This window comes from Acinetobacter sp. FY731, assembly GCF_059515905.1.
In genome coordinates this window covers 1-24732 of sequence record NZ_JCAKNB010000017.1, presented here as the reverse complement: position 1 = coordinate 24732, position 24732 = coordinate 1, and the positions used below count along the sequence as shown (strand labels likewise).

The 24732-nt window shown below is 38.5% G+C and carries 28 protein-coding genes; 27 read left to right on the top strand and 1 reads right to left on the bottom strand.

Annotated features, from left to right (window positions below; genetic code table 11):
• Window positions 1–62: 62 nt before the first annotated feature.
• The 4 genes from AC5YC8_RS13350 to AC5YC8_RS13335 all read left to right on the top strand — a co-directional run bounded on the left by AC5YC8_RS13350 (window position 63) and on the right by AC5YC8_RS13335 (window position 3785).
• On the top strand, window positions 63–455 hold the full coding sequence (locus tag AC5YC8_RS13350; RefSeq protein WP_496164829.1) for a DUF559 domain-containing protein: 393 nt from the start codon (window positions 63–65) through the stop codon (window positions 453–455).
• Between the two features lie 4 nt (window positions 456–459).
• Window positions 460–996 (top strand): hypothetical protein, encoded by a 537-nt coding sequence (locus tag AC5YC8_RS13345; RefSeq protein WP_496164828.1) that lies wholly within the window; start codon window positions 460–462, stop codon window positions 994–996.
• Window positions 997–2608: 1612 nt separating this feature from the next.
• A complete protein-coding gene (locus AC5YC8_RS13340; RefSeq protein ID WP_496164827.1) occupies window positions 2609–3550 on the top strand; it encodes a hypothetical protein in 942 nt (313 codons plus the stop codon).
• 109 nt (window positions 3551–3659) lie between these two features.
• On the top strand, window positions 3660–3785 hold the full coding sequence (locus AC5YC8_RS13335; protein WP_496164826.1) for a hypothetical protein: 126 nt from the start codon (window positions 3660–3662) through the stop codon (window positions 3783–3785).
• Here the strand turns inward: AC5YC8_RS13335 and AC5YC8_RS13330 are convergent.
• Complete coding sequence (locus AC5YC8_RS13330; RefSeq protein WP_496164825.1) at window positions 3782–4000, bottom strand: hypothetical protein; 219 nt, start codon at window positions 3998–4000, stop codon at window positions 3782–3784. The genes AC5YC8_RS13335 and AC5YC8_RS13330 overlap by 4 nt on opposite strands.
• 151 nt (window positions 4001–4151) lie before the next feature.
• On the opposite strand from AC5YC8_RS13330, the gene AC5YC8_RS13325 reads away from it, so the two are divergent.
• The 23 genes from AC5YC8_RS13325 (at window position 4152) to AC5YC8_RS13215 (ending at window position 24657) form a co-directional block, all read left to right on the top strand.
• Window positions 4152–4376 carry a hypothetical protein gene (locus AC5YC8_RS13325; protein ID WP_496164824.1) on the top strand — a complete coding sequence of 75 codons (225 nt, stop codon included), beginning with the start codon at window positions 4152–4154 and terminating at the stop codon, window positions 4374–4376.
• Entirely contained in the window at window positions 4361–4531 is a 171-nt protein-coding gene (locus AC5YC8_RS13320) for a hypothetical protein (protein ID WP_496164823.1), read from the top strand. The genes AC5YC8_RS13325 and AC5YC8_RS13320 overlap by 16 nt, the downstream gene beginning before the upstream one ends.
• Window positions 4528–5160, top strand: coding sequence for a putative metallopeptidase (locus tag AC5YC8_RS13315; protein WP_496164822.1), 633 nt, complete (start codon window positions 4528–4530; stop codon window positions 5158–5160). Before AC5YC8_RS13320 ends, AC5YC8_RS13315 begins: the two co-directional genes overlap by 4 nt.
• Before the next feature lie 46 nt (window positions 5161–5206).
• The gene (locus tag AC5YC8_RS13310) at window positions 5207–5671 is read left to right on the top strand and encodes a DUF2280 domain-containing protein (protein ID WP_496164821.1); all 465 of its coding nucleotides are present in this window, start codon (window positions 5207–5209) and stop codon (window positions 5669–5671) included.
• A complete protein-coding gene (gene terL, locus AC5YC8_RS13305; RefSeq protein ID WP_496164820.1) occupies window positions 5661–7067 on the top strand; it encodes a phage terminase large subunit in 1407 nt (468 codons plus the stop codon). Before AC5YC8_RS13310 ends, terL begins: the two co-directional genes overlap by 11 nt.
• A 9-nt stretch (window positions 7068–7076) precedes the next feature.
• Window positions 7077–8525 (top strand): phage portal protein family protein, encoded by a 1449-nt coding sequence (locus AC5YC8_RS13300; protein WP_496164819.1) that lies wholly within the window; start codon window positions 7077–7079, stop codon window positions 8523–8525.
• Window positions 8526–9731 carry a phage head morphogenesis protein gene (locus AC5YC8_RS13295; RefSeq protein ID WP_496164818.1) on the top strand — a complete coding sequence of 402 codons (1206 nt, stop codon included), beginning with the start codon at window positions 8526–8528 and terminating at the stop codon, window positions 9729–9731. It abuts the gene before it with no gap.
• A 55-nt stretch (window positions 9732–9786) separates the two neighbouring features.
• A complete protein-coding gene (locus AC5YC8_RS13290) occupies window positions 9787–10725 on the top strand; it encodes a hypothetical protein (protein ID WP_496164817.1) in 939 nt (312 codons plus the stop codon).
• Window positions 10725–11108, top strand: a complete 384-nt coding sequence (locus tag AC5YC8_RS13285) for a hypothetical protein (RefSeq protein ID WP_496164816.1) — start codon at window positions 10725–10727, stop codon at window positions 11106–11108. The genes AC5YC8_RS13290 and AC5YC8_RS13285 overlap by 1 nt, the downstream gene beginning before the upstream one ends.
• Before the next feature lie 3 nt (window positions 11109–11111).
• Window positions 11112–12188, top strand: a complete 1077-nt coding sequence (locus AC5YC8_RS13280; protein WP_496164815.1) for a major capsid protein — start codon at window positions 11112–11114, stop codon at window positions 12186–12188.
• Between the two features lie 10 nt (window positions 12189–12198).
• Window positions 12199–12555: a hypothetical protein gene (locus AC5YC8_RS13275; RefSeq protein WP_496164814.1), complete on the top strand. Its 357-nt coding sequence runs from the start codon at window positions 12199–12201 to the stop codon at window positions 12553–12555.
• A gap of 7 nt (window positions 12556–12562) precedes the next feature.
• The gene (locus tag AC5YC8_RS13270; RefSeq protein WP_496164813.1) at window positions 12563–13033 is read left to right on the top strand and encodes a gp436 family protein; all 471 of its coding nucleotides are present in this window, start codon (window positions 12563–12565) and stop codon (window positions 13031–13033) included.
• An 8-nt stretch (window positions 13034–13041) separates the two neighbouring features.
• The gene (locus AC5YC8_RS13265) at window positions 13042–13587 is read left to right on the top strand and encodes a phage virion morphogenesis family protein (protein WP_496164812.1); all 546 of its coding nucleotides are present in this window, start codon (window positions 13042–13044) and stop codon (window positions 13585–13587) included.
• Complete coding sequence (locus tag AC5YC8_RS13260) at window positions 13580–14032, top strand: phage tail terminator protein (RefSeq protein ID WP_496164811.1); 453 nt, start codon at window positions 13580–13582, stop codon at window positions 14030–14032. The genes AC5YC8_RS13265 and AC5YC8_RS13260 overlap by 8 nt, the downstream gene beginning before the upstream one ends.
• Window positions 14033–14040: 8 nt before the next feature.
• On the top strand, window positions 14041–14214 hold the full coding sequence (locus AC5YC8_RS13255; RefSeq protein WP_496164810.1) for a hypothetical protein: 174 nt from the start codon (window positions 14041–14043) through the stop codon (window positions 14212–14214).
• On the top strand, window positions 14207–14950 hold the full coding sequence (locus AC5YC8_RS13250; protein ID WP_496164809.1) for a phage tail tube protein: 744 nt from the start codon (window positions 14207–14209) through the stop codon (window positions 14948–14950). The genes AC5YC8_RS13255 and AC5YC8_RS13250 overlap by 8 nt, the downstream gene beginning before the upstream one ends.
• Window positions 14951–15024: 74 nt before the next feature.
• Window positions 15025–15594: a hypothetical protein gene (locus AC5YC8_RS13245; RefSeq protein WP_496164808.1), complete on the top strand. Its 570-nt coding sequence runs from the start codon at window positions 15025–15027 to the stop codon at window positions 15592–15594.
• 62 nt (window positions 15595–15656) lie between these two features.
• Complete coding sequence (locus AC5YC8_RS13240; RefSeq protein ID WP_496164807.1) at window positions 15657–15935, top strand: DUF2845 domain-containing protein; 279 nt, start codon at window positions 15657–15659, stop codon at window positions 15933–15935.
• A 5-nt stretch (window positions 15936–15940) separates the two neighbouring features.
• A complete protein-coding gene (locus AC5YC8_RS13235) occupies window positions 15941–16426 on the top strand; it encodes a Pmp3 family protein (protein ID WP_496164852.1) in 486 nt (161 codons plus the stop codon).
• 61 nt (window positions 16427–16487) lie between these two features.
• Window positions 16488–19316, top strand: a complete 2829-nt coding sequence (locus AC5YC8_RS13230) for a tape measure protein (protein WP_496164851.1) — start codon at window positions 16488–16490, stop codon at window positions 19314–19316.
• Window positions 19316–19726, top strand: coding sequence for a hypothetical protein (locus AC5YC8_RS13225; RefSeq protein WP_496164850.1), 411 nt, complete (start codon window positions 19316–19318; stop codon window positions 19724–19726). The genes AC5YC8_RS13230 and AC5YC8_RS13225 overlap by 1 nt, the downstream gene beginning before the upstream one ends.
• Window positions 19716–23333, top strand: a complete 3618-nt coding sequence (locus tag AC5YC8_RS13220; RefSeq protein WP_496164802.1) for a hypothetical protein — start codon at window positions 19716–19718, stop codon at window positions 23331–23333. The genes AC5YC8_RS13225 and AC5YC8_RS13220 overlap by 11 nt, the downstream gene beginning before the upstream one ends.
• Window positions 23334–23370: 37 nt before the next feature.
• Window positions 23371–24657, top strand: coding sequence for a hypothetical protein (locus AC5YC8_RS13215; protein WP_496164801.1), 1287 nt, complete (start codon window positions 23371–23373; stop codon window positions 24655–24657).
• The last annotated feature ends 75 nt before the right edge of the window (window positions 24658–24732 follow it).

Below are 24732 nucleotides of genomic sequence, written 5' to 3'. Positions count from 1 at the left end.
GACTTAGAAGAAGAACTCTTACAAGAACAATTTCAAGAGAACGAAGCGGATATGGGGGTTGAATGACCAGTATCTCACTCGCTGAATACAAGAAACAATATGGAAATAAGCTTAAATCAAAATGTCCGAAGCGTGGCGTGAAGAAACAGAGTAAGGGCGAGGAAATACTAGGGATGCAATTAAAAGCGCTGAAAATCGCATTTAAGAGCGAATTTAGGTTTCACCCGACAAGGAAATGGAGAGCTGATTTTTATATTGAAGATACAAAGCTGTTAATTGAGGTTGAAGGGGGTATTTGGTCAGGTGGTCGTCACACAAGAGGTAAAGGCTACTTGGGGGATATGGATAAATACAACGCAGCAACAGCAATGGGTTATCAGGTATTTAGATTTAGCACTGAACAAGTAACAAGTGGTTTTGCGATTAAACAAATTGAAGAATTGGTGAGAGGGTAAAGGGATGAATGCAGTTGCTGAAAAAACAGAGAAAATGACCAATTTGGAATGGTTGTGCCAAATTGGACTTAAAGCAATTGAATACAATGCAGATCCAAAGGGTACTGGTGAAAAAGGTCCATCATGGGAAGATCGTTGTGGTGCTATTGCTTCAATCGAATGTCCTGCATGTAAAGCATATTGTGAATTGTTAGTTTGGGGTGATTATCGGGATAATACTGTTGCATACGATGTACTACATAAACACTTTGCTAAAATCCTATGTGATGCGCTTAAAGATAAGGTTAAACGCGTTACATTTAATATTGAATCGTTAAGTTTAAAAGTTTCAAAAATGGTACTGTTCTTTCATTTACGTGGGGCAAAAGAACCTTGTGTTGAAAAGCGATTGAAGTTTGTTGGTGTTACAGAGGTTAAATCTGAAACCTATCGAAAGAATTATATTTTCTTGGAATACATGGTTGAGCAAATGCTTGATGATATGAAAGATGAAATAGATTATTACGTTGAAATTTATCGTAAAAGTTTAAGAAACTCTTAATTGACAAAATTGCGGTATGTAAGGTATAGTTTTTATACAGTGGTCGAACTGCGTAAGTGATAGACCGAATTAAGAAGCTCATCGAAAGGTGGGTTTTTTTAATGCCAGTTATTTAATCCTATAGTTCATAGATTAATAAAGTATCAATGTTGTAAAACTTATTTTTTGGTAGATATTACTAGTTACTTAATAAATAAACCTAGTAAAATAGTGGGTGTTACTCCACAGGAATTTAATTTTTAATTCCAAGTTTATAACCTGCATTTCTTCCCCAAGAGATGCGGTTTTTTTTTGCTTATCGAAAAGTTAATTTTATTGATATATTTTGCTAATAAAAGCTAAACCTTTGTCTGTTATATTGTGTTTGCAATAAAAGCAACTAAGTCAGCGCAAATGATTAGGTGTGAGGCCCATCGAAAGGTGGGCTTTTTTTATTGTCTAAAATAAACCAACCAAGTGGTGATGATGTGAAAGATGCTATTGGGCTTGGTTAATTGTTTTGAGCAACATAGTTTTGGCGACTTCCTTTTATTCTTAGTGGTTTAGATTGATTGTCGCCAAACTTACGTATTTGATACAAACTAAGTATTAAATCCGACTATATTAGTATAGATTCTCTAGTTTATTACCCACGTACTCCAATTCGTGGGTATTTTTTTGAATAAAATACTTTTTTGGTAATTAAAGGTAATAAGAAAAAAATAGAATATATATTGTTATACGTATTGTCCGAAAGCGTCCGTTCCAAGTGGAATTTTTACATATTGCATTATTTTCAAAACATATTATTATAAAAAATAACAAAAAATAACGAGGATAAAAATATGACCTCCGATGATATAATAGACATAATGCTTATAGTGGTTTCAGCGGTGATCTTAACCTTTTTAGTGTATAAATTTGGGCAGATGGTTTAAATTGAATAAGGGGTATAGCTGACAGCTATACCTTTTTAATATGTAAATTTAAAAATTTAATGATTGATTAGTTATTAAAAAAGCGTATATTTCATCTAGAATTCAATGCGCTGAATTTTGTTTGTATTTTTCGAGACCCATCAAGTTAACTCTTGGTGGGTTTTTCGTATGTAAAAAAAGAAGGTTTGTATCCTCTCCCAAAGATACAAACCTCAATTTATTTTTATAATGCGCTGAATTGCTATTATTTATTGTATGAAGGAATTGTACTTGTTTTTTTTGATTTTTTATAACATTTGGTAAAATAATAAGTATAGATAATAAAAATACCAATAGAATTAATATGGTTTTAAAATTTTGATAAATAACAACTTATTTTATGTATGTGGTTTTGATTGAAATTAAAAAATTAGATGATATTTAAAATAATTGTTGTAGTGGTCGATATTGTAGAGATTGGTACGAAATTTTAAATAACCAAATATATAACTATGTTTTCATTATTTAATTACCTTGGTTATTTCGGTAACCCTAGCCGAACGGATTACGGCACATGAAGCCCCATCGAATACTTAGTTATTGGTGGGGCTTTTTCTTTTCATTGTTGAAATATTTTTTTTGTTCATTATTAAAGCAAGAATAATGATTTGATTTATGATATAAAAACCTAAAATTTTACATTTTGGGGGTAAGAAGTGGTTGCTGAAGAAATTATCATTGAAACTGAATATCACGTTTACTATTCAAATAAAAATTACATTCCAATTGATTTTGTGATTAATAGCTTGAAAGCAATCGAAAGTACTTTACTCAAAACGCCTCAGTTTATTGAGAAGGTATATCCAGGGATAAAAGTTACTAATTCTGAAATTTTTATTGAGCACTTAGAGAGCGGAAGCTTAGATTTAAAATTCCTTCTTAAGCAAACATTAGGTGAAGCAAATTACTCCAAAGTAGAAAAACTTGGGAGTGATGCGAAACAGTGTTTAAAAGAAATAGCTAAGGATAATAGTGTAGTGAAAAGTCTCGTTGTTGCAGGCGCTACCGCTATTCTTTCAGTGGGCGCAACAATAGCTGTTATGAATGCTTTAGGGGGCTCATCGGAGCCAGCCAAGCCATCTGTAGTAGTTGTGAATAATGGTATTATGAATTCGAATGGTACTATGATTTTGACAGGTGATGAAGTCAAAGAAGTAATTGATGCTTTGCCTCAAAAACAGATTGCAAAAAATGCTGTTGACTTTGTCCAGCCGGCAAAGCTGGAAAAAGGTGCTGAAATCACTGTTGATAGTAAGGATGTGCTGTTAGAGCAGGTTAAATTTGATGGTAATTTTGTTGATAATGTTCCTGACAACTATAAACCACCTGTTCAAGATGAGCGTGAAAAAAACTATTCAAATGTTGATGCGTGGGTATATGCCTCAGACCAAGATAACAAGACAAGAGGGTGGGCGGGATTGGTTCCTGATATCCATGATAAAAGAGTAAATTTTATACTTGGTGAAAATATAGATCCAGCTCAGCTACACTCTTATGGTAAGAGAAAGATCAAGGCTGATATAATTGTTCATGAAAAATATAATCCTCAAAAAAAGCAATTTGAATTAAAAAATATAGAAATACTAAATTTTAGCTAATTGTTATTATTAGAATCACTCTCAAAGCCCCTTGCATTCTAGATGTTGAGGGGCTTTTTCTTTTTTATAAAGCCCACACTGGGTGAACTTTACTGTTTGGAGTTTTAATATGTTGAATCATAATGAAAAGCTTGAATTGGTTGTAAGCCTAATCAATGCTGGCATTAAAGATCCTAATGAAATCGTATTTAATATTAAAAAAATTGAAGAAGAACTCTTTAAAAAGAAAGATTAAAGAACATCTTTAACTTCAATTCCTGAAATAGTAATAATTTGATGGCACTGATTATATAGTTTTAAATAGTATTCACGTGGGTTGGGTTGTAGGTAATCTGCTTGTTTTGCTCTACCTTCAGCGTAGATAATTTTCTCCATAAGATCAAATGCAACTCGTTCTTTAGAATTATCTTTGATTTCAATTGGATTGGTGATTCTAGTTGTATCGCTCATTCTTTTCTCCACCCGATCTGTTGTAGGGACTGTGTCGGGTTCACAGAGGATGAAGTGTTCTTATTATTAAGTGAATTGTCTATTGAACATTATGGTAATTGAATTTTAAGACCACCCTCGGGTGGTTTTTTTACGTTTATTGGTGGTGGATATGAATAGAAAGCAGAAGAAAGCTAAGTGTTTGAATGCTCAAGCTCATACAAGAAATCAAGGTAAAATTGCAACAACACCATACAAAGAAGAAATCACGCAAGCATGGGATTTTTCTCAGGAAGATTACTACAAAGAATTATCAAATGAGACAAACCGATTCAATAAAGCTTGGTATCTAGTTATTGTTCTTATTATTGGGATGTTTGTATGGTTGATAAAGTAGAAGCGAAGAAGAATATTAAAACCCTGTCAGATGAAATCGAGAAATACCAAAACCTATCTCGTGGATTAATGACCAGAGATGAAATGATAGTTGTTGATTCCAAAATTACAGAATTTAAGAATCGTGTAAGAAATTTAAGGGCGTTATTGCAATGAAGCGACCATATCCACCTGAAAGCCTTTTAGGTTTAGATCCTGAGTATGACCCAATTGATTTTGAGCCAGCGCATGATTTAAGAAAGTGGATATTAGAAACATTCGTATATGAAGAAGGTGATTTGTATAACCCAGACCACGATCATATACAAATGTTTGAGCGTGATTTTTTCGATGTTTTATGGGCTTCATCTGCATTTGTTAAGGCTGAACAGGTAGTTTTAGGGCAAACCGAGCGCGTCATGATTAACATGGGTGGTTGGAAGAAAGCTAGACAAGAGTTGCAGCTAAGAAATTGGTTTGGTCATATACCTACATACATCATCACTATTGATGCTCAGTTTGCATCCCAAGCGAGTGATACTGATTTTTGTGCCTTGATTGAGCATGAGTTGTATCACATTGGTGTTAAACGTGATGAAGATGGAAATATTCTTGTCAGTCAAATGACTGGTGAGCCTAAGCATTTTTTACGTGGTCACGATGTAGAAGAATTCCACGGTGTTGTACAACGTTATGGTGCATCTGAATCAGTCCAAAAAATGGTAGAGCTTGCAAATGATGGTCCAACAATATCAAAAGCAAATATTGCTCATGCATGTGGTACGTGTTTATTGAAGTTGGCTTAATTTTTTTTGCCTATTTTGTTTTACGTAGTTTTACAAAGAGGTGGTTATGGCAGCACTAAAAGAGCCTATGAAAATCTTTATAGTTCAGTCTCTTGCTTGCTTTGAAACCCCTCAACAAGTAGCAGACACCGTAAAACAAGAATTTAAAATAGAAATAAGTCGTCAACAGGTTGCTAGCTACGATCCAACCAAATACGTGGGGCGTAATCTTAGTAAAAAATTAAAAGATTTATTTGAGCAAACACGCAAGGCATTTCGAGAAAATGTTGAAGATATCCCAATAGCCAATAAAGCATTCCGATTACGTGAATTGCAAAAAATGTATGACGATTGGGGGCGTAATAAAGTGATGCGTCAAAATATCTTAAAACAAGCATTTCAAGAAACTGATGGTCGTGTGACGAAGCAAGAAATCACAGGTAAAGACGGTAAACCAATAGAAACTATTAATCAAAACGTGCCGACTGAAAGCTACCTTGCAGCAAGGGAGCGGGTTTTAAATGATTATTGATCCAGCACGTGAGCTTGCAATTCAGATTGAAGCACAACAAGATTTGTACTTCTTTTCACGTTATATGTTTAAAGAGCGTCGCAAGTATAAATGGATGCACAACTGGCACCATCGCACGATTTGTGATGCCTTAATGAAAGTCTATCGGGGTGAAACCAAGCGTTTAATCATTAACGTACCACCACGCTACTCTAAAACTGAATTGGCTGTAATTAATTTCATGGCATGGTGTTTTGGTAAAGCACCTGATTCTGAATTTATTCATGTTAGTTATTCAGCAACGTTAGCGGCGAATAATGCCTCACAAACACGTAATTTAGTGCTTGAGGATTCATATAAACGTGTGTTTCCCAATGTGAAACTGCGTGAAGATAGCAAAGCTAAAGATGATTGGCGCACAGTTGATGGTGGTGTCTGCTATTCACAAGGTACGGGCGGTACGATTACAGGTTTTGGTGCAGGAAAGTTGCGTGATAGTTTTGGTGGTGCAATCATCATCGATGATCCACATAAAGCAAGTGAAGCACGTTCAGACACGATTCGTAAAAGCGTGATTGAATGGTTTCAAAACACACTTGAATCTCGCACTAACTCACCAGATACACCGATCATTGTCATTATGCAGCGTCTACATGAAGAAGATCTTGCGGGATGGCTGCTTAATGGTGGCAATGGTGAGGAATGGGAACAATTAGAACTCTCTGCAATCCAACCCGATGGCACAGCATTGTGGCCTGCAAAACACACTATTGAAGATTTAAACCGAATGGAGTTGGCAGCGCCCTATGTGTTCTCAGGGCAATATCGTCAGCGACCATCACCACCAGCAGGTGGTTTTTTTAAACCCGACAATATTGAAATTGTGGATGCATTACCTGCAGATATTGTTAAACAGGTTCGCGCTTGGGATTTAGCATCCTCTGAAAACGAGGGGGATTGGACTGTTGGTGTTCGAGAAGCTAAGGGTGGTGATGGTTATACATACATTATGGATGTGCAGCGCGGTCAATTAGGTCCTGATGGTGTTGAAAAGCGAATTAAACAAACCGCAGATCTTGACGGAAAGTCGGTATCAATTCGATTACCACAAGATCCTGGTCAAGCTGGTAAGTCGCAAGCAAAGAATTTTATTACCAAATTAGCAGGTTTTATTGTTAAAGCCGAAACAGTATCGGGCGACAAGATTACACGCGCTCAACCGTTTGCAGCTCAAGTTAATGTAGGTAATGTCAAAATGTTACGTGGTGAATGGAATAAGCCATTTATTGAGGAGCTGCGAAACTTCCCAAATGGTAAACATGATGACCAAGTGGATGCGGGCAGCGATGCATTTAATGAGCTAAACGAGGCGAGAACACCTAAAAAACCTGCAGGTGCAGGATCACGAACGTATTAAGGTAATTTCATGGCAAAGTCTAAAAAAGGCAAAGCGTCTAAGGCTTTGTCTAATGGTAGTTTATATACGCAAGAAGCTGTATCCAGTGTGTTCTCTTATCTGTCAAAATTTCCTGATAATGATGAAGTTTTGCGTAAAGCTGGAGTTGCACGTCATCGACTTAAAGTATTGTTAGAAGATGATGAGATTGGTCAAGCGGCAGAAACGCGACAAGATGCATTGCTAGCAACGCCCTACCGAATTGAACCAAGTGACACACTACAAGCTGAATTATTAAAACTTGAGCTTGATGAATGGTTTTATGAAATCGCTACGGCTGCACACAATGCTTTGTTTCAAGGCTACTCAGTGCAAGAAGCTGTATATCAACAAAACGATACATATATTGGTTTGCAATGGATTGGTGAAAAGCCAATGCAGTGGTTTGAGCCTAAAAACGATGGGCGCTTAATTCTGCGTTCAGATGGTGCGGGGGTTGAAAAGGTTGTTGATCAACATGTGAAGTTCTTTCTCACTCGACGTAAGGCTACATATGAGCAGCCATATGGAAAAGCATTACTGTCATCTTTGTATTGGTTGCACTTCTTTAAGCAGAATGGATTTAAGTTTTGGGCTAAGTTTTTAGAGCGTTTTGGCACACCTATTTTATTAGGTAAATGCAAAAACACAGAAACACAAGATATGAGTACCGCTTTATTAAATGCTCACTCACAATCAGTGCTTGCGATTGATGTTGAAGATGATGTGCAAGTCTTGGCGAATGGTTCAGGTAACGCTGGCGCATCATTTGAAATATTTGATACAACTATTAAGCGTCAAATCCAAAAGCTAATATTAGGGCAAACATTAACATCGGGAACTGATGGCACAGGGAGTCGTGCACTAGGTGAGGTTCACGAAAATGTCAGAAAAGATAAACTTAAATCTGATATTCGCTTAGTCACACCTACGGTTCAGGCTGTTGTAAATGCGCTTTGTGATATCAATGGATGGGAACGCCATAAAATCATTATTGGTGAAGAGCAAAAGACACTAAATAAAGAGCAGGCAGACCGTGATTCGGTATTGTCGCGTGATTTAGGTGTTGAGTTCACACCTGAATATATAAGCAAAGCTTATGGTTTTGAAGATGGTGATATTGCTGGCATTAAGCCAAAAAATGAACCAAACCAATTCACAGCATTACCCAAAACAGCCTTTTCATTCAAAGCTTCATCTAAACAACTTAGCGCTTCACAGCAAGAAGTTGAAGAATTGACAGATGCTCAAGATTTAGAATTATTAAATCAAGATCAGATCAAGGAATTGGTGGCTAAATCTGATAGTCCTGAAAGTTTAGCTTTTAATCTTATGCAATTAATACCTGGTGTGAGTGAATCACAATTTAAAGCGAACTTAGATCAGGCGTTATATGCAGGTGATGTGTTGGGGTATGTGACAGCACAAAAGGGTGAATAAATGCAACCAGTCACCTTTCTTGAGGCACTAAATTACGCTAAACAGCGAAAAATATTACTGCCTGATGATTTCTATACGCTTGACTTGAAAACTCGCCAAATGGCAACAACGGTGAGTTTTTTGTCGAGTTTAGAGCAGATTCAAACAGTTATTAATGGTGTAAATAAAACGCTTGCGAATGGTGGTACTTTTAAAGATTTTCAAAAGTTAATTGCTGAATCCGAAATCATTCTACCTAAGCATTATTTAGATAATGTTTTTCGCACTAATATTCAAAATGCATACGGTCATGGTCGCTGGCAACAACAACAGAAAAATAAGGATAAACGACCTTATTTGATGTATTCCTCTATTGAGGATAGTCGAACAAGACCAAGCCATTTAGCATTAAACAAGATCATTAGACACATTGACGATCCATTTTGGTTGACGCATTACCCACCATTAGGGTTTCGTTGTCGTTGTACAGTGATCGCATTAACCGAAAAAGAGGCGATGCGTTTAGGCATTACATCTGATGATAAATTACCTCAAATTGCTGAAGAATTAGGTTGGAGCTCACATCCAGTAAACTTTGGTGATTTATCTAATTTGGTTGATAAAAAGATTCTTGAATCAGGTTTAGATTCTGAATTTTTAATCGAGCAAAAAAATGTAATTCAAGCAGAGTGGACGGCATCCAAAAAGCTAACAAGCTTATTTGCGCCAATGGATGATAAGAGTCGCGATCTATTTAATACGATTGCAGACACTGTGATCCCACTGGATCCAAATATACGTCCAAGTGCGATTAAAACCTTGTTGAACTATGTTCAAGGTAATGATGGTGCAATTACAAATTATCTAAATAGCGCAGGCACTTCGTTAGCAGATGATGTCCTTAAACGATGGCTTAAAAACGATTTAGCTGTGATTGAGAGTGTTGCTAAAAATACAGCACCAATCATTGTTGGTTCTACAACAGTTCAGCAGATTGCTACATACCAAGTCGGGCAAACAATTACATCTAATTCGCCATTTCTAATGGTGAATTCAGGTGGTGACATCACAATCCATATCTTAAATGCAGATGGGTTGGGTATTGATTTGTCAAAGTTAGGTTTAAATGATGGTGTATTAATACCTATTGGTTTGTCATTTGAAGTGGTTTCGATTGAAGCATTGGAAGGCAAGATGGTTTACACGCTAAAAGCACTAGTAAATTAATTTGAGAAAATTCAACTTAAGCACCTTCGGGTGCTTTTTTATTGGAGCATGAAAAATGCCTGAACAAAATCAGGAGCATTTACGCTGTCAGTTCACGGCTGTGAATGTTCCGATCACAACAACAGAAGATAGTGAAAAGAAGCGTCGAACATTTGACGCTGAAGTGTATAGCGGTGGTCGCATTGACAACCATTACTACTGGGGTCGCTCAGGTGTAGTGATTGATTTAAATGGCTTGCAGCTCAAACCAAAGACTGGACTCGTTGAAGAACACTTTGGCGGTAAGCGTGTTGGTGTGGCTACTTCGTATGAAGTAACTAATAGCTTTAAAGCTAAAGGTCATTTTCTTAGTAATGCAAAAGCTAAAGAAATTGTGCAAGACATCGATGAGGAATATCCATTTCAAATGTCTTGGTGGGCTGATCCTGAATCTATTGAAGAAATTGCACCAGGTAAAACAATTGAAGTAAATGGTCAGCAGTTTACTGGTCCACTGCATGTGTTCCGAAATGTACGAGTACATGAAATCACAATTTGTGGTGTGGGTGCAGATACTCAAACCACAATCGAAGCCTTTTCAGGCAAATCACAACCCAAACATGAGGACACAAACGTGACCGAATTAGAAAAAGCTCAAGCTGAAATTGAAGCTTTAAAAGCTAAAAATTCACAGCTTGAAGAAGATGCAAAGAAATTCGCTGCTGCAAAACGTGAAGCGGAAATCACTGCGCTAGGTAAAGATCTAGGCAAAGAGTTTAGTGCTGAAGATATTACCGAAATGAAGAACCTTGATGATGTTGCTTTTGCATTCTCTGCTAAGCAATTACGTCAATTTGCTTCCAAGCCTCAAGAACAGCAAAAGCAGGGTTTACCAAGCTTTATGACTCAACATCAAGCTGGTGGTAATCAAGAACAACAATTTGGTGGTGGTTCTCAAGGTTCTGCGCTAGATCAAGCATTTAACAAATTCGCAGCTTCTCAGGAGCAAAAATAATGGGGACAATCACTCCGACTATTACTACTAACCAATTAGTGGTTGGTGATGGCGTTCGTACGGAAAATGCCAAAGTTAAAACAGCGACCGTATATAAACGTGGTGACTTGCTGAATGTAGGCGCAAATAATGTTGCGGATCATCCAATCGTAACTGAAAGTGTGATTGGAGCATGGAATGCCATTGCAGTTGCTGATTTCACAGCGGAACAAGCTACCTATCATGCAACAAATGGACTAGAAATGCCGATCTACGTGCAAGGTCCATTTGATATTGCTGTGGTGACAGTAAAAGGTACAGCACTAACAACTGGCCAATATGATGCAGTTCGTGCACAAGCATTGGTCAATAAAATCGAACTTCGCAAAGTAGTGGGGAATTAATACATGAGTCAGGAATTTATATTTCAAAATGCACCAGTAGAACTGCTGGATGTTCCGCAGTTGGTATTGCTAACTGATACCACTCAAAAGGTGGACACATGGTTAATGGATCGCTTTTTCCCGCAACGTGTCTCTTACACTAAAAAAGAAGTACCGGTGGGTGAGTTAAACACAGCTACTCCATTAGCACCATTTGTCACACCAACAGCTGCTGGTCGTCAAATTAAAGTAGGTGAGTCTGGTAACGTGAAATTCGTTAAGCCAGCATATTTAAAGCCCATGATGACAGTTTTGCCTAGTGAGGTGCAAAACACTGCGTTGATTAGTCAGTTACGTAAATTTGGTGTTATTGCTACAGGTTCAAAACGTTTAAGTGATGCCGACCTGCTTTTAATAGATCAGGCACAAAAAGCATTATATCTTCGCCAGTCAATTGAAAACCGAAAGTTGTTGATTGCTCGGGATGTGTTGCTTTATGGTAAGACTACATTCGCCTCAGCAGACTTTCCTATGTATGAGGTGGATTATGAGCGTAATCCTGCGTGCAATTTCGCCCCATTGGTTAAATGGGGGCAAACTAGTGCAACACCTGTTAAAGATATTCAAGCAATGATTGATTTATCTATTGAGCACTCGGGTACCTCTCCTACGATGGCCTTAACTACATCTAAAGTGTACAACACACTTATTAAAGATCCTGAATTCAAAGAAAAATTTATTGCACCATATGCGGGTGTTAGTGTTCCGCTCACTCCAACCTTTGATCAGGCTGATAAACCTCAGTTCCGGGGAACTGTAGATAATATCGAAATTTGGACTTACGACGTTCAGCACAGTATTGGTGGTGGCTCACCAGAGCGTTTTATTCCTGAAGACTTCTTCGGCTTAATCTCTGATGCTAATGGTTGGATCGCGCATTGTGCTATTCAAAATGTAGAAGCTTTTGGTCAAGCGCTTGAATTCTATTTAAGTCAATGGCAGGAAAAAAACCCTTCAAGTATTCAATTGCTTGCTGAATCTTCACCACTCGCAATTCCAAACAACAAGAATGGTCTTGTTGGTGGTCGTGGGTTTGTATAAGGAATAAAATATGCCAAAGTACATCGCAAAACAGTCCCTTGGTCACTACCGACCAGGGCAAGAAGTTAAAGGGCTTGAGGAAAAACATCTTCAAGCCCTTTTAGCATCTGGTGCTATTAAGGAAGCTAAAGAGCCTCAGGAACAAGAGTCTGATAACACGGTTGCTGAATTAGCCAGCCTTGCTGCAGAAGTGGCTGAGCTTAAGGCAAATGAAGTAATCCTTATGGCTGGCAAAGAGCAGGCTGATAAAGAAGTGGCTGAGCTGAAAGGTAAAGTTGGAGCCTTGGAGAAATCACTAGCCACATCTGAGGCTAATCTGAAAAAGGCGACCGCTGAAGCCAAGAAAGCTACAGCCGAAACCAAATAGGTGACTCATGTACGCAACCGAAGCTGATCTAGAAAAGCGTTTTGGGAAGCGACAACTTGATGAACTTAAAACGATGCACATTGAATATATGGATGACGGTGAAACACCTAAACCCATAGATGCGGTGAATGTGGCATTGCAAGATGCTACTGAGGAAATCAACGGCTACATTGGTGGTCGTTACTCCTTACCTTTACCGAATGTACCATCGAATTTAAACCGTATAGCGTGTGATATTGCGCGCTATCGCCTTTACTTTGAACAACCAACTGAGCATGTAACTAAGCTTTATGATGATGCTATCGCCTTTTTGAAGCGTGTGCAGGATAAGAAAGCTGATTTGCAAATCATTGACCAAGAAAGTAAAGAGATCGTCAATGAGCAACCACAAAACAAACCTTCCACTGTGCCCATTGGTACCACTTATACAGGCGGTGTTTTTGGTGATTCTACTTTGAATAAAATGCCAAGTATGTGAGGTGATACGTGTCGGGTGCAATGATTGAAATTCGTGCCGATGGTGAATCTGCAATTGCTAAAGCCTTGAGTCTTTATGCTGATGTTGAGAAGCGTCAGCAAAGGCTCTATCAGCGCATGGGTGCCACTTTGGTGGAGAACATCCCTGATCGCTGGTCACGTGGTGAAGGCTTAAATGGTCAATGGCCGTTATCAGTTCGCGTCATGCGTCAAGGCGGTACAACACTTCGCGATACATCACGCTTAATGAACTCTGTCACAAGTAACACAACCAGTAATGGTTTTGAAGTTGGTACGGATGTCGAATATGGCGCAATCCATCATTTTGGTGGTGAAATCAAACATGAAGCTCGTCAAAGTACGGTTTACTTCCGACAGAATCAAAAGACTGGTGTGGTCGGTAATCGCTTTGTACGTGCGACACGTTCTAATTTTGCACAAGATGTAAGTGTTGGTGCTTACACTGTAAAAATCCCCGCACGTGCTTGGTTGGGCTTAACTGAAAGTGATGAACAAGAGCTACTTGAAATCACTGAGGACGAATTTAATGAGTGATTCAAATCTTTATGCCGTCCGTGATGAAATCGTGGAACGTCTTGAACAATTTGCGAAGGAGTGGGGTGTAAAGAAGATATACACGCCTAAAAATTTAGGTGTGACAACTGAGCTATCCCAAATTACCCCCAACATCCAAGTAAATTTTCGCCGTACTAAAAGTGCAGGAGTGGTAAGCAAAGGCGATGCACTAAAACTGAAAGTGGTCTGGGAGGTGACGGCTTGTTGTAAGCATGCAGCATCACAGGTGACTGATGGTTCTAAAGCATTCGATATGGCTGGTGATCTAACAATTAAGATTATTAAAAAACTGAGTGGATGGGAACCTGAGTCGAGTGCTGAACCGTTGATTTACGTAAATACAGAAGAAGACATATCGAAAAGCTGTGTTTATTCAACAGTGGTTCTAGAGTCTGAGCTATTCATTCAAACCGAACCCGATTAAGGAACCTTATGAAAAAACAATACAAAGCACTCGAACCAATAGGTCCTTGGAAAAAGGGTGACGTTATTGGTGATCTATCAAAAGATCAAATCACAAAATTTCTTGCTGAAAAAAAGATTGAAGAAATCAAGATGACAGCAAAACCCAAAACAGCCACCAAAGAGGTAATTAAGAATGGCTAAAAAGTATATTTCATTACGTGGCAAATTCTCACTTGCACCTATTGTGAATGGTGTTGTTGGTGCAATGCGAGAGCTTGGTAACGTACCTGATTTTACGCTAGAAATCACAGCGGATAAAATCGAACACACGGAATCAATGTCGGGTGATGATACGACTGATTTAGTACTATACAACACGACAGCCGTTGCATTTAGTGGAACGCTTGAGCAAATTGACAAAGATAATTTAGCGTATATTTTGTCAGGTAAAAATGTAGAAGTAGCAACAAAAACAGTCGCTGATCACGACTTGGGTGCTGTAACGAAAGGGCAAAAAATTAAGCTTGAAGGCTTTAATTTAAAAACCCCAACAGTTACAGATGGTGAAACTACTCCAGTTACTATTGATTCATCTAAATACAAATTAGATGCGACTTACGGCACTATTGAATTCCTTGATGACTTGCCTAAAGTGGTTGTTGGTTATGCAACAGGTGCTGTAACACATACAACAATCGCTTCTGATTTTGGTCAAGAATACGCTTTATTCTTTGAAGGTATTGATAAGATCAGCAAAGATAAAGTGTTCTTGGCGTTGCATCGTACGATTAAGTCTCCAGACTCTACATTTGGTTTAATCCATGAAGAATTTGGTTCTTATGAAATTAGTGGTGATGCACTTGGTGATTTAACTAAAGATAAAGATGGTGCTTTAGGTCTTTACGGTTACTTCACACAAATTCCACAGGCAGCTTAAACCGAATAGGCACAAGGAACTTCACAGGATGCATATGCATCTTTTTTTTGTGCCTATTTTTTAGAGATTTTATTATGAATGATTTTTTCTTGGCTTCAGGTCGAAGTATTTCAATTGATGAAAAAAGTATTCACCAATTTAAAATGCATAATTTTGATGAGTGGGCTTCACTTACAAAACCATTAAAAGACTTAAAAAAACATAAAGATTATTCAAGTGAAATTTTAAAGAAATACATTGAAGAGAATACTTCTGATGTAGCGAAATTGATTGCTTTTGCTTTTGATGTTTCTGTAGAGGAATTTATCAAAATTAAAGATGAACATAGCTTAGATTTAGCAACACTCGTTGAGTTAATTACCGTGGTAAATTCCGCTTATTTTGAAGAAAAAGAGCAAAAGGCTAGAGATGATGTTGATCCACGAATTAAAACCACATGGTTTGATTCTTTCCAGTTGTTGATTTCAAACGGTCATACAAATACTGAAATTATGAATATGACGTATGGTGCCTTCATAAATTACCTAAAAGCAGCTCAGAAGGCAGAGCGAAGAAATCTAAGCAGTATGGCGGGTATATTCAGAGCAGCTCAACATGCAAATAAGAGAGGTTTTGATAAGCTTATTAGTGATCTAAAGAAATAGCTGCATTGATCAGTTGATAAACATCGAATAAGATCAATTAATCATATAAAGGGTTAATTAAAATGAAAAAGCTTATTCTTGGGGTTTTACTAGTTTCAACATCTGTTTTTGCTAATGCAAATATTTCAAATGCAAGTATTAATGGTGAGCGTGTTCGTACAGGTGATACATATGCCGAAGTAGCTTCTAAATTAGGACAGCCTGCAACAACATACGATTATGTTAAAACCGTGAATGGTAAAGTGGTATCTGTGCGTGAAGTAAGCTACCAAAGTGGAAGTAAGACATATACGATTACCATTGAAAACGGCAAGGTTGCTAAGATTGAGAGTGGGCGTTAATTGTTATGGCAAATAATTGCGTGAGTTGCAAAAATTGCGGTCATACAGGGTGGTCTAAGGCAAAAGGTAATATTTGGATTACTTTGGTTTTAGCATTCTTTTTTCTTATTCCTGCAATCATTTATGAGATTTGGCGAAGATCAGGCCTTGGTGTTTGTGAGAACTGTGGAAGCGATCTAGTTACGCCATCTCATGCTTGCGTAACAAGCAAACCATCAAGTGTTAGTGATTTGCTAATTCTATTTGTCATTGGTTGCATTGGTTGTGTTGGCGTATTGGTTGTTTATGCATTAGCGAGTTCGCTAATCAATCCAAACACAACAAAATCCTACACATGGACTCATGAGTATGAAGAGCAATGCATGGTTAGTGGTGTTGAGTATTATCAATCTATTAAACAACACCCAATAACAGATAACGGTGAATTGGTTTTGGATTTAGTACAAGAGCAGTGTAAAAACTCAAAAGACGGAAAATATAAAGCACCATAAGGCATTAATAACTTAAAACATAACCCACCAAAAGGTGGGTTTTTTATTGCGAGCAAGAAAGATGAGCGGAAAGAATCTAACCTTTAAACTAGTGATGGAAGGCGACAATAAAGGTTTAGTTGCTTCCGCAAAACAATCTGAACAAGTTGTATCTAAAGTTTTTGAGGCTATTAAACAAGAAGCCAATCAAACTCGCTTAGCAACTAACAGTGCTACACAAGGCATTGATCAGCTTGGGAAAGAATCCACGGCAACTGCGGTAGAGGTTAAAAAGTTAGATTCTGAGTTAGTACAAGCTAATGCTGAATTAAGTAAAACAGATGCTGCGTCTAATGAAGCAACCAAAGGTATTCAAGGACTAAAAACCGGATATACCGCACTAACAAGTGCAATGGCTGCACTTGGTATTGGTGTAACTGTTTCAGAACTTGCTAATCAAGCAGATGCCTATAAAAATCTAACAGCACGCATTCAAATCGCAGTTGGCGAACATGGCAACATTGAAAAAGCCATGGATGATGTGATTGCTGTATCACTTAAAACTAATGCAAATTTAGAGGCTACAGGCGGCTTATATGCTCGATTAACAAAAATTGGGCAAGAAATGAAATGGCCACAAGAGCAAGCTCTCGCATTAACTGAAGCAATTAATAAGGCTGTTGCTGTAGGTGGTGGTTCAGCAGCATCAAACGAAGCTGCATTAACTCAGCTAAATCAGGCCTTGGGTTCAGGCGTATTACGTGGTGATGAGTTCAACTCAATTATGGAGCAATCACCACGCTTGGCACAGGCAATGGCAGATGGTCTTGGTGTCACCACTGGTAAATTAAGGGAGATGGCTGGTGAAGGCAAGCTAACATCGGATGTTGTAACCAAAGCAATTTTAAGTCAATCCGATACAATTACAAAAGAGTTTGATAAATTTCCAACAACTATTGGAAATTCAATAGAAAACCTTAAAACATCTTGGATGGTGTATTTAGGTGAGTTAGATAAAACTCATGGAGTAAGCGAAAAAGCGGCAAATGCAATCAAATATTTGGCTGAAAACCTAGATCAAGTGGTGGGAACATTGACACTTGCTGGGCAAGCATTTATTGCATACAAGGCGCTAAATATAGCAAGTGTATTCCTTGATAAAGCAGCAGGTGTACGCGCTGCATCAGTCGCATTAACACAAGAAACCACTGCGGTTGTTGCAAATACACAGGCTCAACTTGCAAATGCAACCGCAACACGCGGTGCGGCAGTAGCCAAGACGCAACTTGCAACCAATGCTCAAGTGGCAACTACGGCCACAGCTGCTACAAGTAGCTCAATTATGACGCTTGTAGGGCGATTGGGTGCGCTTGGTATTGCAGTTACAGCACTCGGCATTCTAGTTCCAACAGTGATTGATCCACTCGGTAAGGCAATCGGGGAAGGTGTTGCTAAATTAGCAGGACATGGGGAGGCGCTGGAGAAATATGAACGTCAACTCGCAAATGAAGCTGCTCAGGTAAAAGCAGCTGCCGAAGTTAAGGCATCATTCGCAAAAGCCTCGGAAGATGCAACGGCTAAAACTCATGGTTTAACAGCAGAGTCTAAAAAACTTGTCACTGAATTTGATGCCTTAATTAAAAAAGGCGAAGAAGCAAAAGGTGCACTTGAGAAAGTTGCTGCCGCAATGCAGTTTGATTCCACTAAGGGAATTAATGATTCAGTAACAGCTTTAAACCTGCTTAAAGAGCAGGGGAAAATAACTACTGATGAGTTACAAGTAATTTTGGGGCAAGCCCTTAACGGCAAAGACTTGCTGGTATTTCAAACTAATGCACAAGCTGCCTTTGCTGGAACTGCACAAGAAGCCGCTAAATCTGCCATAGTCACAGAAGCTGTGATGAAGGCCGCATTGGAACGAACAGGCTTGGAAACTCAGCAACTCAAAGGTGCATTTTCAAGCACTTTTCAGTCTGCGAGCAATGATGTTCAAATTGTGATTGATAATCTAGATAGGTATAAAGAACAGGGAATTGATACAGGTCTAGCATTGAGCGCAAATCTAAATAATGCCATTGATTCCGCGCAAACAACTGCCGAACTTAATTATGCTAAAAATAAGTTAATTGAACTTGAAAAACAGGGATTGATTACAGGTGATCAGGTTGCTTTAGGTTTGAGTAAAATTGAGCAAAAAGCAAATCAGTTGCCCGAAGCATTAAATCCTGCACAGGCTGCTTTTAATGCCCTTGGTATTAAAACCAAAGAACAATTGGACAATACTGCGATTTCAGCACGGGCGAATTTTGAAGCTATCAATAATAGCGGCAAGGCAACTGCTGATGGTATTAAGCAAGCTTACACCACAGCATTGAATGCTGTTATTGCAACAGGTGATCAAGCAAAAATAGCAACCATGGAAGCTAAAGCATACAGCCTTGGCCTTGAAGTTCAGGTAGATGAAACGGGTAAGGCTACTGTTGCTAAATTTGGTGAAATGCAAAAAGCAGCTATGGATACTCAGAGAGCAATTCAACAAGTTGATTCATCAAGTAATGAAGTATCATCTAAGAATGATGAGCCAAAAGAAGAGGACTACTGGACTGCATTCAAAGCCGAGCAGAAAGCAGAAGTCGAGAGACGAAATGCATTAGCAAATTCAGCTCAACGCATAAACCCAATATCAACCAATGTTGCAAGTGAAGTGAATAATCCTGTTGTAGCTGAATTAGCACCGTTAATCACTACAGCATTTTCTACTCAAGCAACTGAAAATATTCAACCAAAAGAAACCAAGCGCCTTGAACTGGCAGTTGGTGATCAGACGGCTGAACTGGAAGGAACGCCTCAGAATGTGGATTTAGTAGATCAGCTACTTAGTAAACTTGAGCGAGATCAAAAGAGAAGATAATGAAACTGACTCGTAAAGCAACAGGTGAAACCGTCACATTAGATGATGGTTTTTTTTGGTCTGATGAAGACTGGAGCCCTGTTAAACAAACAAATGATTATGCAACAAATGGCGCTTTAGCTGTTCAGGTTGGCTTTAAAAAAACAGGGCGACCTATCACGCTAGAGCCAGCAAACTCATCGAAAGGCTGGATTAAATTGCGAGATTTAAGGCAGCTTCGAGAGTGGCAAGCACTTAATGAAGAATTCTTACTAGAACTTGCGATACCCGATACACGAATTTACAACGTTATCTTCAATAACGAGGGAAATGCCCTAGAAAGCAGCCCAATTAAAAAATCACCTGCAACATCATTGGATAATTATTTCAATGTGACTATGCGTTTTATGGAGTTAGAGAATGCCGATTGAAACAAGCAACCTAGTTTTCTATGAATCTGAACGCAAAACAGATAATTCAGACGGTGGCGGTAAATACTCAGGCAAAGTTGTCCAGGATGGTGTGAGCAACAATTTATTTGATGATATTACGGAATTAGACCGCACGGCTGGTGATGTATCGATTCGTAAAGTTTTTGCTGCAGTTACAACAAATGATACAGACAAGTTAATGGGTGCTACGGTTTTTGTATCTAAGAATCCACAAGATCCAAATGTGTCTTCACTCCTTTTTAGTACAAGTTCATATACGGACCAGCGCAATGCAGCAAAAGATCGTATTGAAAACTATTTAGGTAAAGGGGCTTTAGTAACAGGTACACCATTAGATATGCACTATCAAGGTATGAAGACCTTGCAAGTGGCAATGTTCCCAACTGATGCTGAAAATGCGATTGGGCAAACAATTGTACTGATTTCCAATGAGGGAAAAGCCAATCAAGTAATGCAATATGTTCGTATTACTGAAGTATCTACTCGTGAAGCAACAATGGTAATAGACGACAAGCTCATCCTATACAAAATCGCAACATATACACTTAATAATACACTGAGTATTGATTATGTTGGTATTAGTGCTCAGCAGTGGTATTTAGGTCAAAAATCAACAACCATTATTCGAGATACAATCAATGCTGACACTGGTAAGTATTATTCAAGTGTTGATTTAAAAAGTGATGTTGAGGTTGGCTCTTATATTGTTAATGCAACCAATATTTTTAGTCAAATTGTGCCGTCAGCACAATCAGAAACACCATTGATTGATATTAATGCAGCAGGAGACGCAATCGCACTCGTACCATCTGCGAGTGGTCAAATTACCAAAACTTTTAGCAATGTGGCGATCAGTACAATTCAAGCGCTTTATATTGGGTCTTCAATACTTCCAAAGAGTGTTGAATTCACCTTATTTGGCTCTGCGATTACTGATGTTGGTGGTGAGTTAAAAAATGCAAATAACTTAGTTATCGGCACAATTGATTACCAAAATGGTCAAATTCAGTGGAATGCAAATGCTGGTACAGGCACACAAAACATCACCATTAAATTCACACCAGCAGGGAAATCGACATCACCAGTTGAATCAGAAATGATTTTAGTGACTTCTGAAAACAACTCATACAATTGGATTAGAAATATTATTCCACTACCAACACCGGGTTCTTTACAGGTGTCTTACATGGCTCAAGATCGTGTTTACACTTTAAAAGATAATGGCGCAGGGCAATTAAAAGGTACTGATTCCGCATTTGGCGTAGGTACAATTAACTACTCAAATGGAACAATGAGCTTAACTGTTGGTGCTTTGCCAGATGTAGGGAGTGTGATTTTAATCACTTGGGGTAATCAAAACTCATCACAAGAGCGATCAGGGCTTGCGGTTGCAAAACCTTATGTAGAAATCCCTGTAAATGATTCGATTGTGGCAGGTACGTTAACTGTTACATGGCTGCTAAATGGTGTAACTAAAACTGCCACTGATAATGGTCTTGGTGTGTTCACTGGTGATGCCACAGGCACAATAGATTATGCCGAGGGTATTGCGAAATTAGCACCAAATTTACTTCCAAATGGCGGTACAACATTTAATGTTGACGCTCAAAAAGGCGGTAAATTATCAACTGTGGTTACAGGTATCCCAAGTGGTGGCACAGTGACAGTTAGTCTTGATTCTATCACTACAGCGCTTGCACCAAACTCCGTAAAGGTTCGTGTGCCTGTTCGCTCTGCGGATGGTTCACACAGTGGTGAGATTGAGTTGTACGATAGACGAATTAATGATTCGTTAGGACGAATGGTTAATAGCGTAGGGCAACAACAAGGCTCGATTGATTATGTAAGTAAAACAATCACTATTACACCAACTACAACAGCTCAATTTATTGATCAGGTTGAAGTGGCAACCAGAGAAAGTATTTATCGCGTTTCAGGATCAATGGGTGGGTCAATTAATGTATATCAAGACGTTAAAAAGCTCGAAAAGAAAGCTGTTAATCACACACTAAGTTTGGCAAATGTTGTTTCATCTATTTCGGTTGCTATTTCTTATCGTGATACATCTAGTGCATCCACTTACTCGGACACAATCGTAGCAAACAGCTTAAAAACGGATTTAACCGAGGGTTTTGCGGAGCAAATTCTTTCTGAGTCTGTTCGCTTTGTTTTTGGTGGTGCTACATATATTGATCGTGTTGGTTCATTGTATCGTGACCCATCAATCACTACAGGGGCAGGCACAATTGCTGGGCAAGTTCATTACGGTGATGGAACTGTGGTGATTACAAGTTGGAATGTTGGTACCGCAAACTCAATAACACTTGAAAGCCTTGCAACTCAAGTGGGTGGTGTGAAAACTAACCAAGTGGCATTTAGAGCGCCAATTTTACCAATCCGTGCACAATCACTCACCATTTCAGCCACTAAGGTTGAGGGTGGTGTTTTAAATATTACTCCTGATGAATACGGTGTAATTGAAAACAACTCTTGTGGTGGCTTTTTTAATTTTGAGCAAGGGTATGGGCAATTTGTTTTCCGTAAAAAGATTCAAATCACTCAAGCAAACCGACCTGAAATTATGAGCCAGTCATGGTACGACCCTGCAATGGAATACACCGAGGGGGGTAGTACATGGATTCATGAACCAATCTATGTTTTGCCTGAATCAATTCGATTCTCAGCAGTTGCTTATTCATATATTCCACTGAGCGAGGATGTGATTGGTTTGTCAGCTACTCGACTCCCTTTGGATGGTCGTGTGCCAATTTTTCGATCTGGTGAGTTTATGATTATTAGCTCATCAAAATCTCAAGAGTTACCAACGCACATTGCAGGCACAACTTACGATCTTAATGATCAGCGTATTGCTTGGTGTGAATTGGTTGATAGCGAGGGGATGAAAGTGCCAACCACACTTTATGAGGTTGATTATGATCACGGTAAAGTGACTTTACGCGGTGATTTCACCTTAGGCTCGCTTGAAGCTCCTATCTTTGCAGAATATCGCTATCAGGATATGGGATTAATTCGTGATGTTCAGATTAATGGGCAACTTACTTTAACCAAGCCAATTACACACAATTACTCAATTCATGATTCGATTGTTGGTTCAGCATTGATTATTGGTGATATGCAAGCGCGTTATACAAATAAGTTTGTACAGCAGTCTCAAGGAACTTGGTCTGACTCACAAACAACAGGAAGTATTTCTGCTAATTACAACGACTCAATTTACCCAATTGAAGTTACCAACAATGGTGCAATACAAGAGCGCTGGGCAATTGTGTTTACAAGTGGATCAACATTCAGATGTGTTGGTGAATACACAGGCGAATTAACCACAACAGGTAATGTAAATGCGGACTATCAACCAATTAACCCGGTAACAGGTGTCCCATACTTTGTAATTAAAAAAGAGGGGTGGGGTGCAGGCTGGGCGAATGGCAATACATTGCGTTTCAATACTATTGCAGCCATTTATCCAATTTGGGTAATTAGAACAGTGAAGCAATCCGAACCAACAACATTGTCTGATGAATTTCAGATCATGTTACGAGGCGATATTGATCGCGTAATTAATTAGGCTGCTTCGGTAGCCTTTATTTTTTCAGGTATGAATCATGACACTTAAAAAATATTTCTCTAGCAGTAATAAAAATGCTCCACAAATCACAAATTCGATTGGGTGTTTAATTCCTGTATTGGATTATGTTTTGTGTAATGGTTCAACACCCGAAGCAGTTGCATCGATTTTTGAACATGAAGGTTTTTACACAGTAGCCACTTTACTAGCAAATGGCTATCAAGCTCATCAAACAATTAATTTCACAGGTGTAATCACTGGTGAGTACATTATTAGAGAAGTTATTGATGGGCAAAGATTTAAAGTTAAAAAGAAAATTGACGACCCTGTTTTAAACGGTGTTGTTACAAACACGACATGCAAACTAAATGCCCTGGGTTTCAATAAAGCTTTTAGTGGAACAAATAAAGCAGTTTACCAGTCATCTGATTTATCAGAAGCGTGCCGACCATATTTGCGAGTGGATGATGGCTCTGTTGAGGGTTATTCGGACTCATGGGTAAAAGCCGCAATGGTTGGAATGTTGGAGGAGTGTAGTGGAATAGATGATTTTAATTCAGGTTATGGTCATCAACCATTAGGTCTTTCGTATCAAGAAAATTGGAGTGTTTACGCCCCCGATGGGGCTAATTCTAACACCGGTAAATCAAAGGGTTATTTAAGGTGGTATTACAGCGCCTCCGCAAACCAGTCCAATAACTATTGGTATGAAAGCCAAGGTGGTGCTAGTAGTACATCTTCATGGATAATTATTGGGGATTCAAAATCATTTACACTGCTTGTGCAAAAAAGCCATTTTAGGCAAACGTGCTGGACACCATATGCTTTTGGTGTTTTAGAAGATGCGACTGAAGATGTGTATAAGGGGTTCATACTGGGCTGCACAGCAAGAACTGGTAGAGGTACAAATTACACAGAGGATGGCACACAACAACGATGGAATAGTGGCGGTGTGAGTGGAGCAGCTTTTGTTATGCGTCCATTTTCAGGTAGTCATCAAAACCATAATTCCCCATTATTGTTTTACATACCAACCAAGCAAGCTTTTATTTCGAGCTCTGGAGCATTACTTCCAGCATCGAGTAGTATCTTTCTAACACTAAAAAACTTAGCTTATGATTCTGAAGGTTTTTTGCGCGGGATTTTACCAAATATTGAAAGTCTTGGTTCAAATTACAACTCAATAGTTCACGGTGAATTAAATTCAATTCATGGTTACGAAACTAACGAACAAGATAAAATGGTTGGTTTTGTATTTGAATATGTTGAATCGCGCTCACAAACACGCATTGGGTTTGTTAATTTAGGTGAATATAATGTTTAAAGTCAGCTACTTACTGAAAAAATATTCTGTACCAAAGCAATATGTATTAATCAACCCAAGCCTGTATCAAATTAA

Excerpts from the sequence above, each read along its gene's own strand:
- AC5YC8_RS13350 (WP_496164829.1), top strand. The coding sequence starts at position 63 with ATGACCAGTATCTCACTCGCTGAATACAAGAAACAATATGGAAATAAG.
- AC5YC8_RS13345 (WP_496164828.1), top strand. The coding sequence starts at position 460 with ATGAATGCAGTTGCTGAAAAAACAGAGAAAATGACCAATTTGGAATGG.
- AC5YC8_RS13335 (WP_496164826.1), top strand. The coding sequence starts at position 3,660 with ATGTTGAATCATAATGAAAAGCTTGAATTGGTTGTAAGCCTAATCAAT.
- AC5YC8_RS13330 (WP_496164825.1), bottom strand. The coding sequence starts at position 4,000 with ATGAGCGATACAACTAGAATCACCAATCCAATTGAAATCAAAGATAAT.
- AC5YC8_RS13325 (WP_496164824.1), top strand. The coding sequence starts at position 4,152 with ATGAATAGAAAGCAGAAGAAAGCTAAGTGTTTGAATGCTCAAGCTCAT.
- AC5YC8_RS13320 (WP_496164823.1), top strand. The coding sequence starts at position 4,361 with ATGGTTGATAAAGTAGAAGCGAAGAAGAATATTAAAACCCTGTCAGAT.
- AC5YC8_RS13315 (WP_496164822.1), top strand. The coding sequence starts at position 4,528 with ATGAAGCGACCATATCCACCTGAAAGCCTTTTAGGTTTAGATCCTGAG.
- AC5YC8_RS13310 (WP_496164821.1), top strand. The coding sequence starts at position 5,207 with ATGGCAGCACTAAAAGAGCCTATGAAAATCTTTATAGTTCAGTCTCTT.
- terL (WP_496164820.1), top strand. The coding sequence starts at position 5,661 with ATGATTATTGATCCAGCACGTGAGCTTGCAATTCAGATTGAAGCACAA.
- AC5YC8_RS13300 (WP_496164819.1), top strand. The coding sequence starts at position 7,077 with ATGGCAAAGTCTAAAAAAGGCAAAGCGTCTAAGGCTTTGTCTAATGGT.
- AC5YC8_RS13295 (WP_496164818.1), top strand. The coding sequence starts at position 8,526 with ATGCAACCAGTCACCTTTCTTGAGGCACTAAATTACGCTAAACAGCGA.
- AC5YC8_RS13290 (WP_496164817.1), top strand. The coding sequence starts at position 9,787 with ATGCCTGAACAAAATCAGGAGCATTTACGCTGTCAGTTCACGGCTGTG.
- AC5YC8_RS13285 (WP_496164816.1), top strand. The coding sequence starts at position 10,725 with ATGGGGACAATCACTCCGACTATTACTACTAACCAATTAGTGGTTGGT.
- AC5YC8_RS13280 (WP_496164815.1), top strand. The coding sequence starts at position 11,112 with ATGAGTCAGGAATTTATATTTCAAAATGCACCAGTAGAACTGCTGGAT.
- AC5YC8_RS13275 (WP_496164814.1), top strand. The coding sequence starts at position 12,199 with ATGCCAAAGTACATCGCAAAACAGTCCCTTGGTCACTACCGACCAGGG.
- AC5YC8_RS13270 (WP_496164813.1), top strand. The coding sequence starts at position 12,563 with ATGTACGCAACCGAAGCTGATCTAGAAAAGCGTTTTGGGAAGCGACAA.
- AC5YC8_RS13260 (WP_496164811.1), top strand. The coding sequence starts at position 13,580 with ATGAGTGATTCAAATCTTTATGCCGTCCGTGATGAAATCGTGGAACGT.
- AC5YC8_RS13255 (WP_496164810.1), top strand. The coding sequence starts at position 14,041 with ATGAAAAAACAATACAAAGCACTCGAACCAATAGGTCCTTGGAAAAAG.
- AC5YC8_RS13250 (WP_496164809.1), top strand. The coding sequence starts at position 14,207 with ATGGCTAAAAAGTATATTTCATTACGTGGCAAATTCTCACTTGCACCT.
- AC5YC8_RS13245 (WP_496164808.1), top strand. The coding sequence starts at position 15,025 with ATGAATGATTTTTTCTTGGCTTCAGGTCGAAGTATTTCAATTGATGAA.
- AC5YC8_RS13240 (WP_496164807.1), top strand. The coding sequence starts at position 15,657 with ATGAAAAAGCTTATTCTTGGGGTTTTACTAGTTTCAACATCTGTTTTT.
- AC5YC8_RS13235 (WP_496164852.1), top strand. The coding sequence starts at position 15,941 with ATGGCAAATAATTGCGTGAGTTGCAAAAATTGCGGTCATACAGGGTGG.
- AC5YC8_RS13230 (WP_496164851.1), top strand. The coding sequence starts at position 16,488 with ATGAGCGGAAAGAATCTAACCTTTAAACTAGTGATGGAAGGCGACAAT.
- AC5YC8_RS13225 (WP_496164850.1), top strand. The coding sequence starts at position 19,316 with ATGAAACTGACTCGTAAAGCAACAGGTGAAACCGTCACATTAGATGAT.
- AC5YC8_RS13220 (WP_496164802.1), top strand. The coding sequence starts at position 19,716 with ATGCCGATTGAAACAAGCAACCTAGTTTTCTATGAATCTGAACGCAAA.
- AC5YC8_RS13215 (WP_496164801.1), top strand. The coding sequence starts at position 23,371 with ATGACACTTAAAAAATATTTCTCTAGCAGTAATAAAAATGCTCCACAA.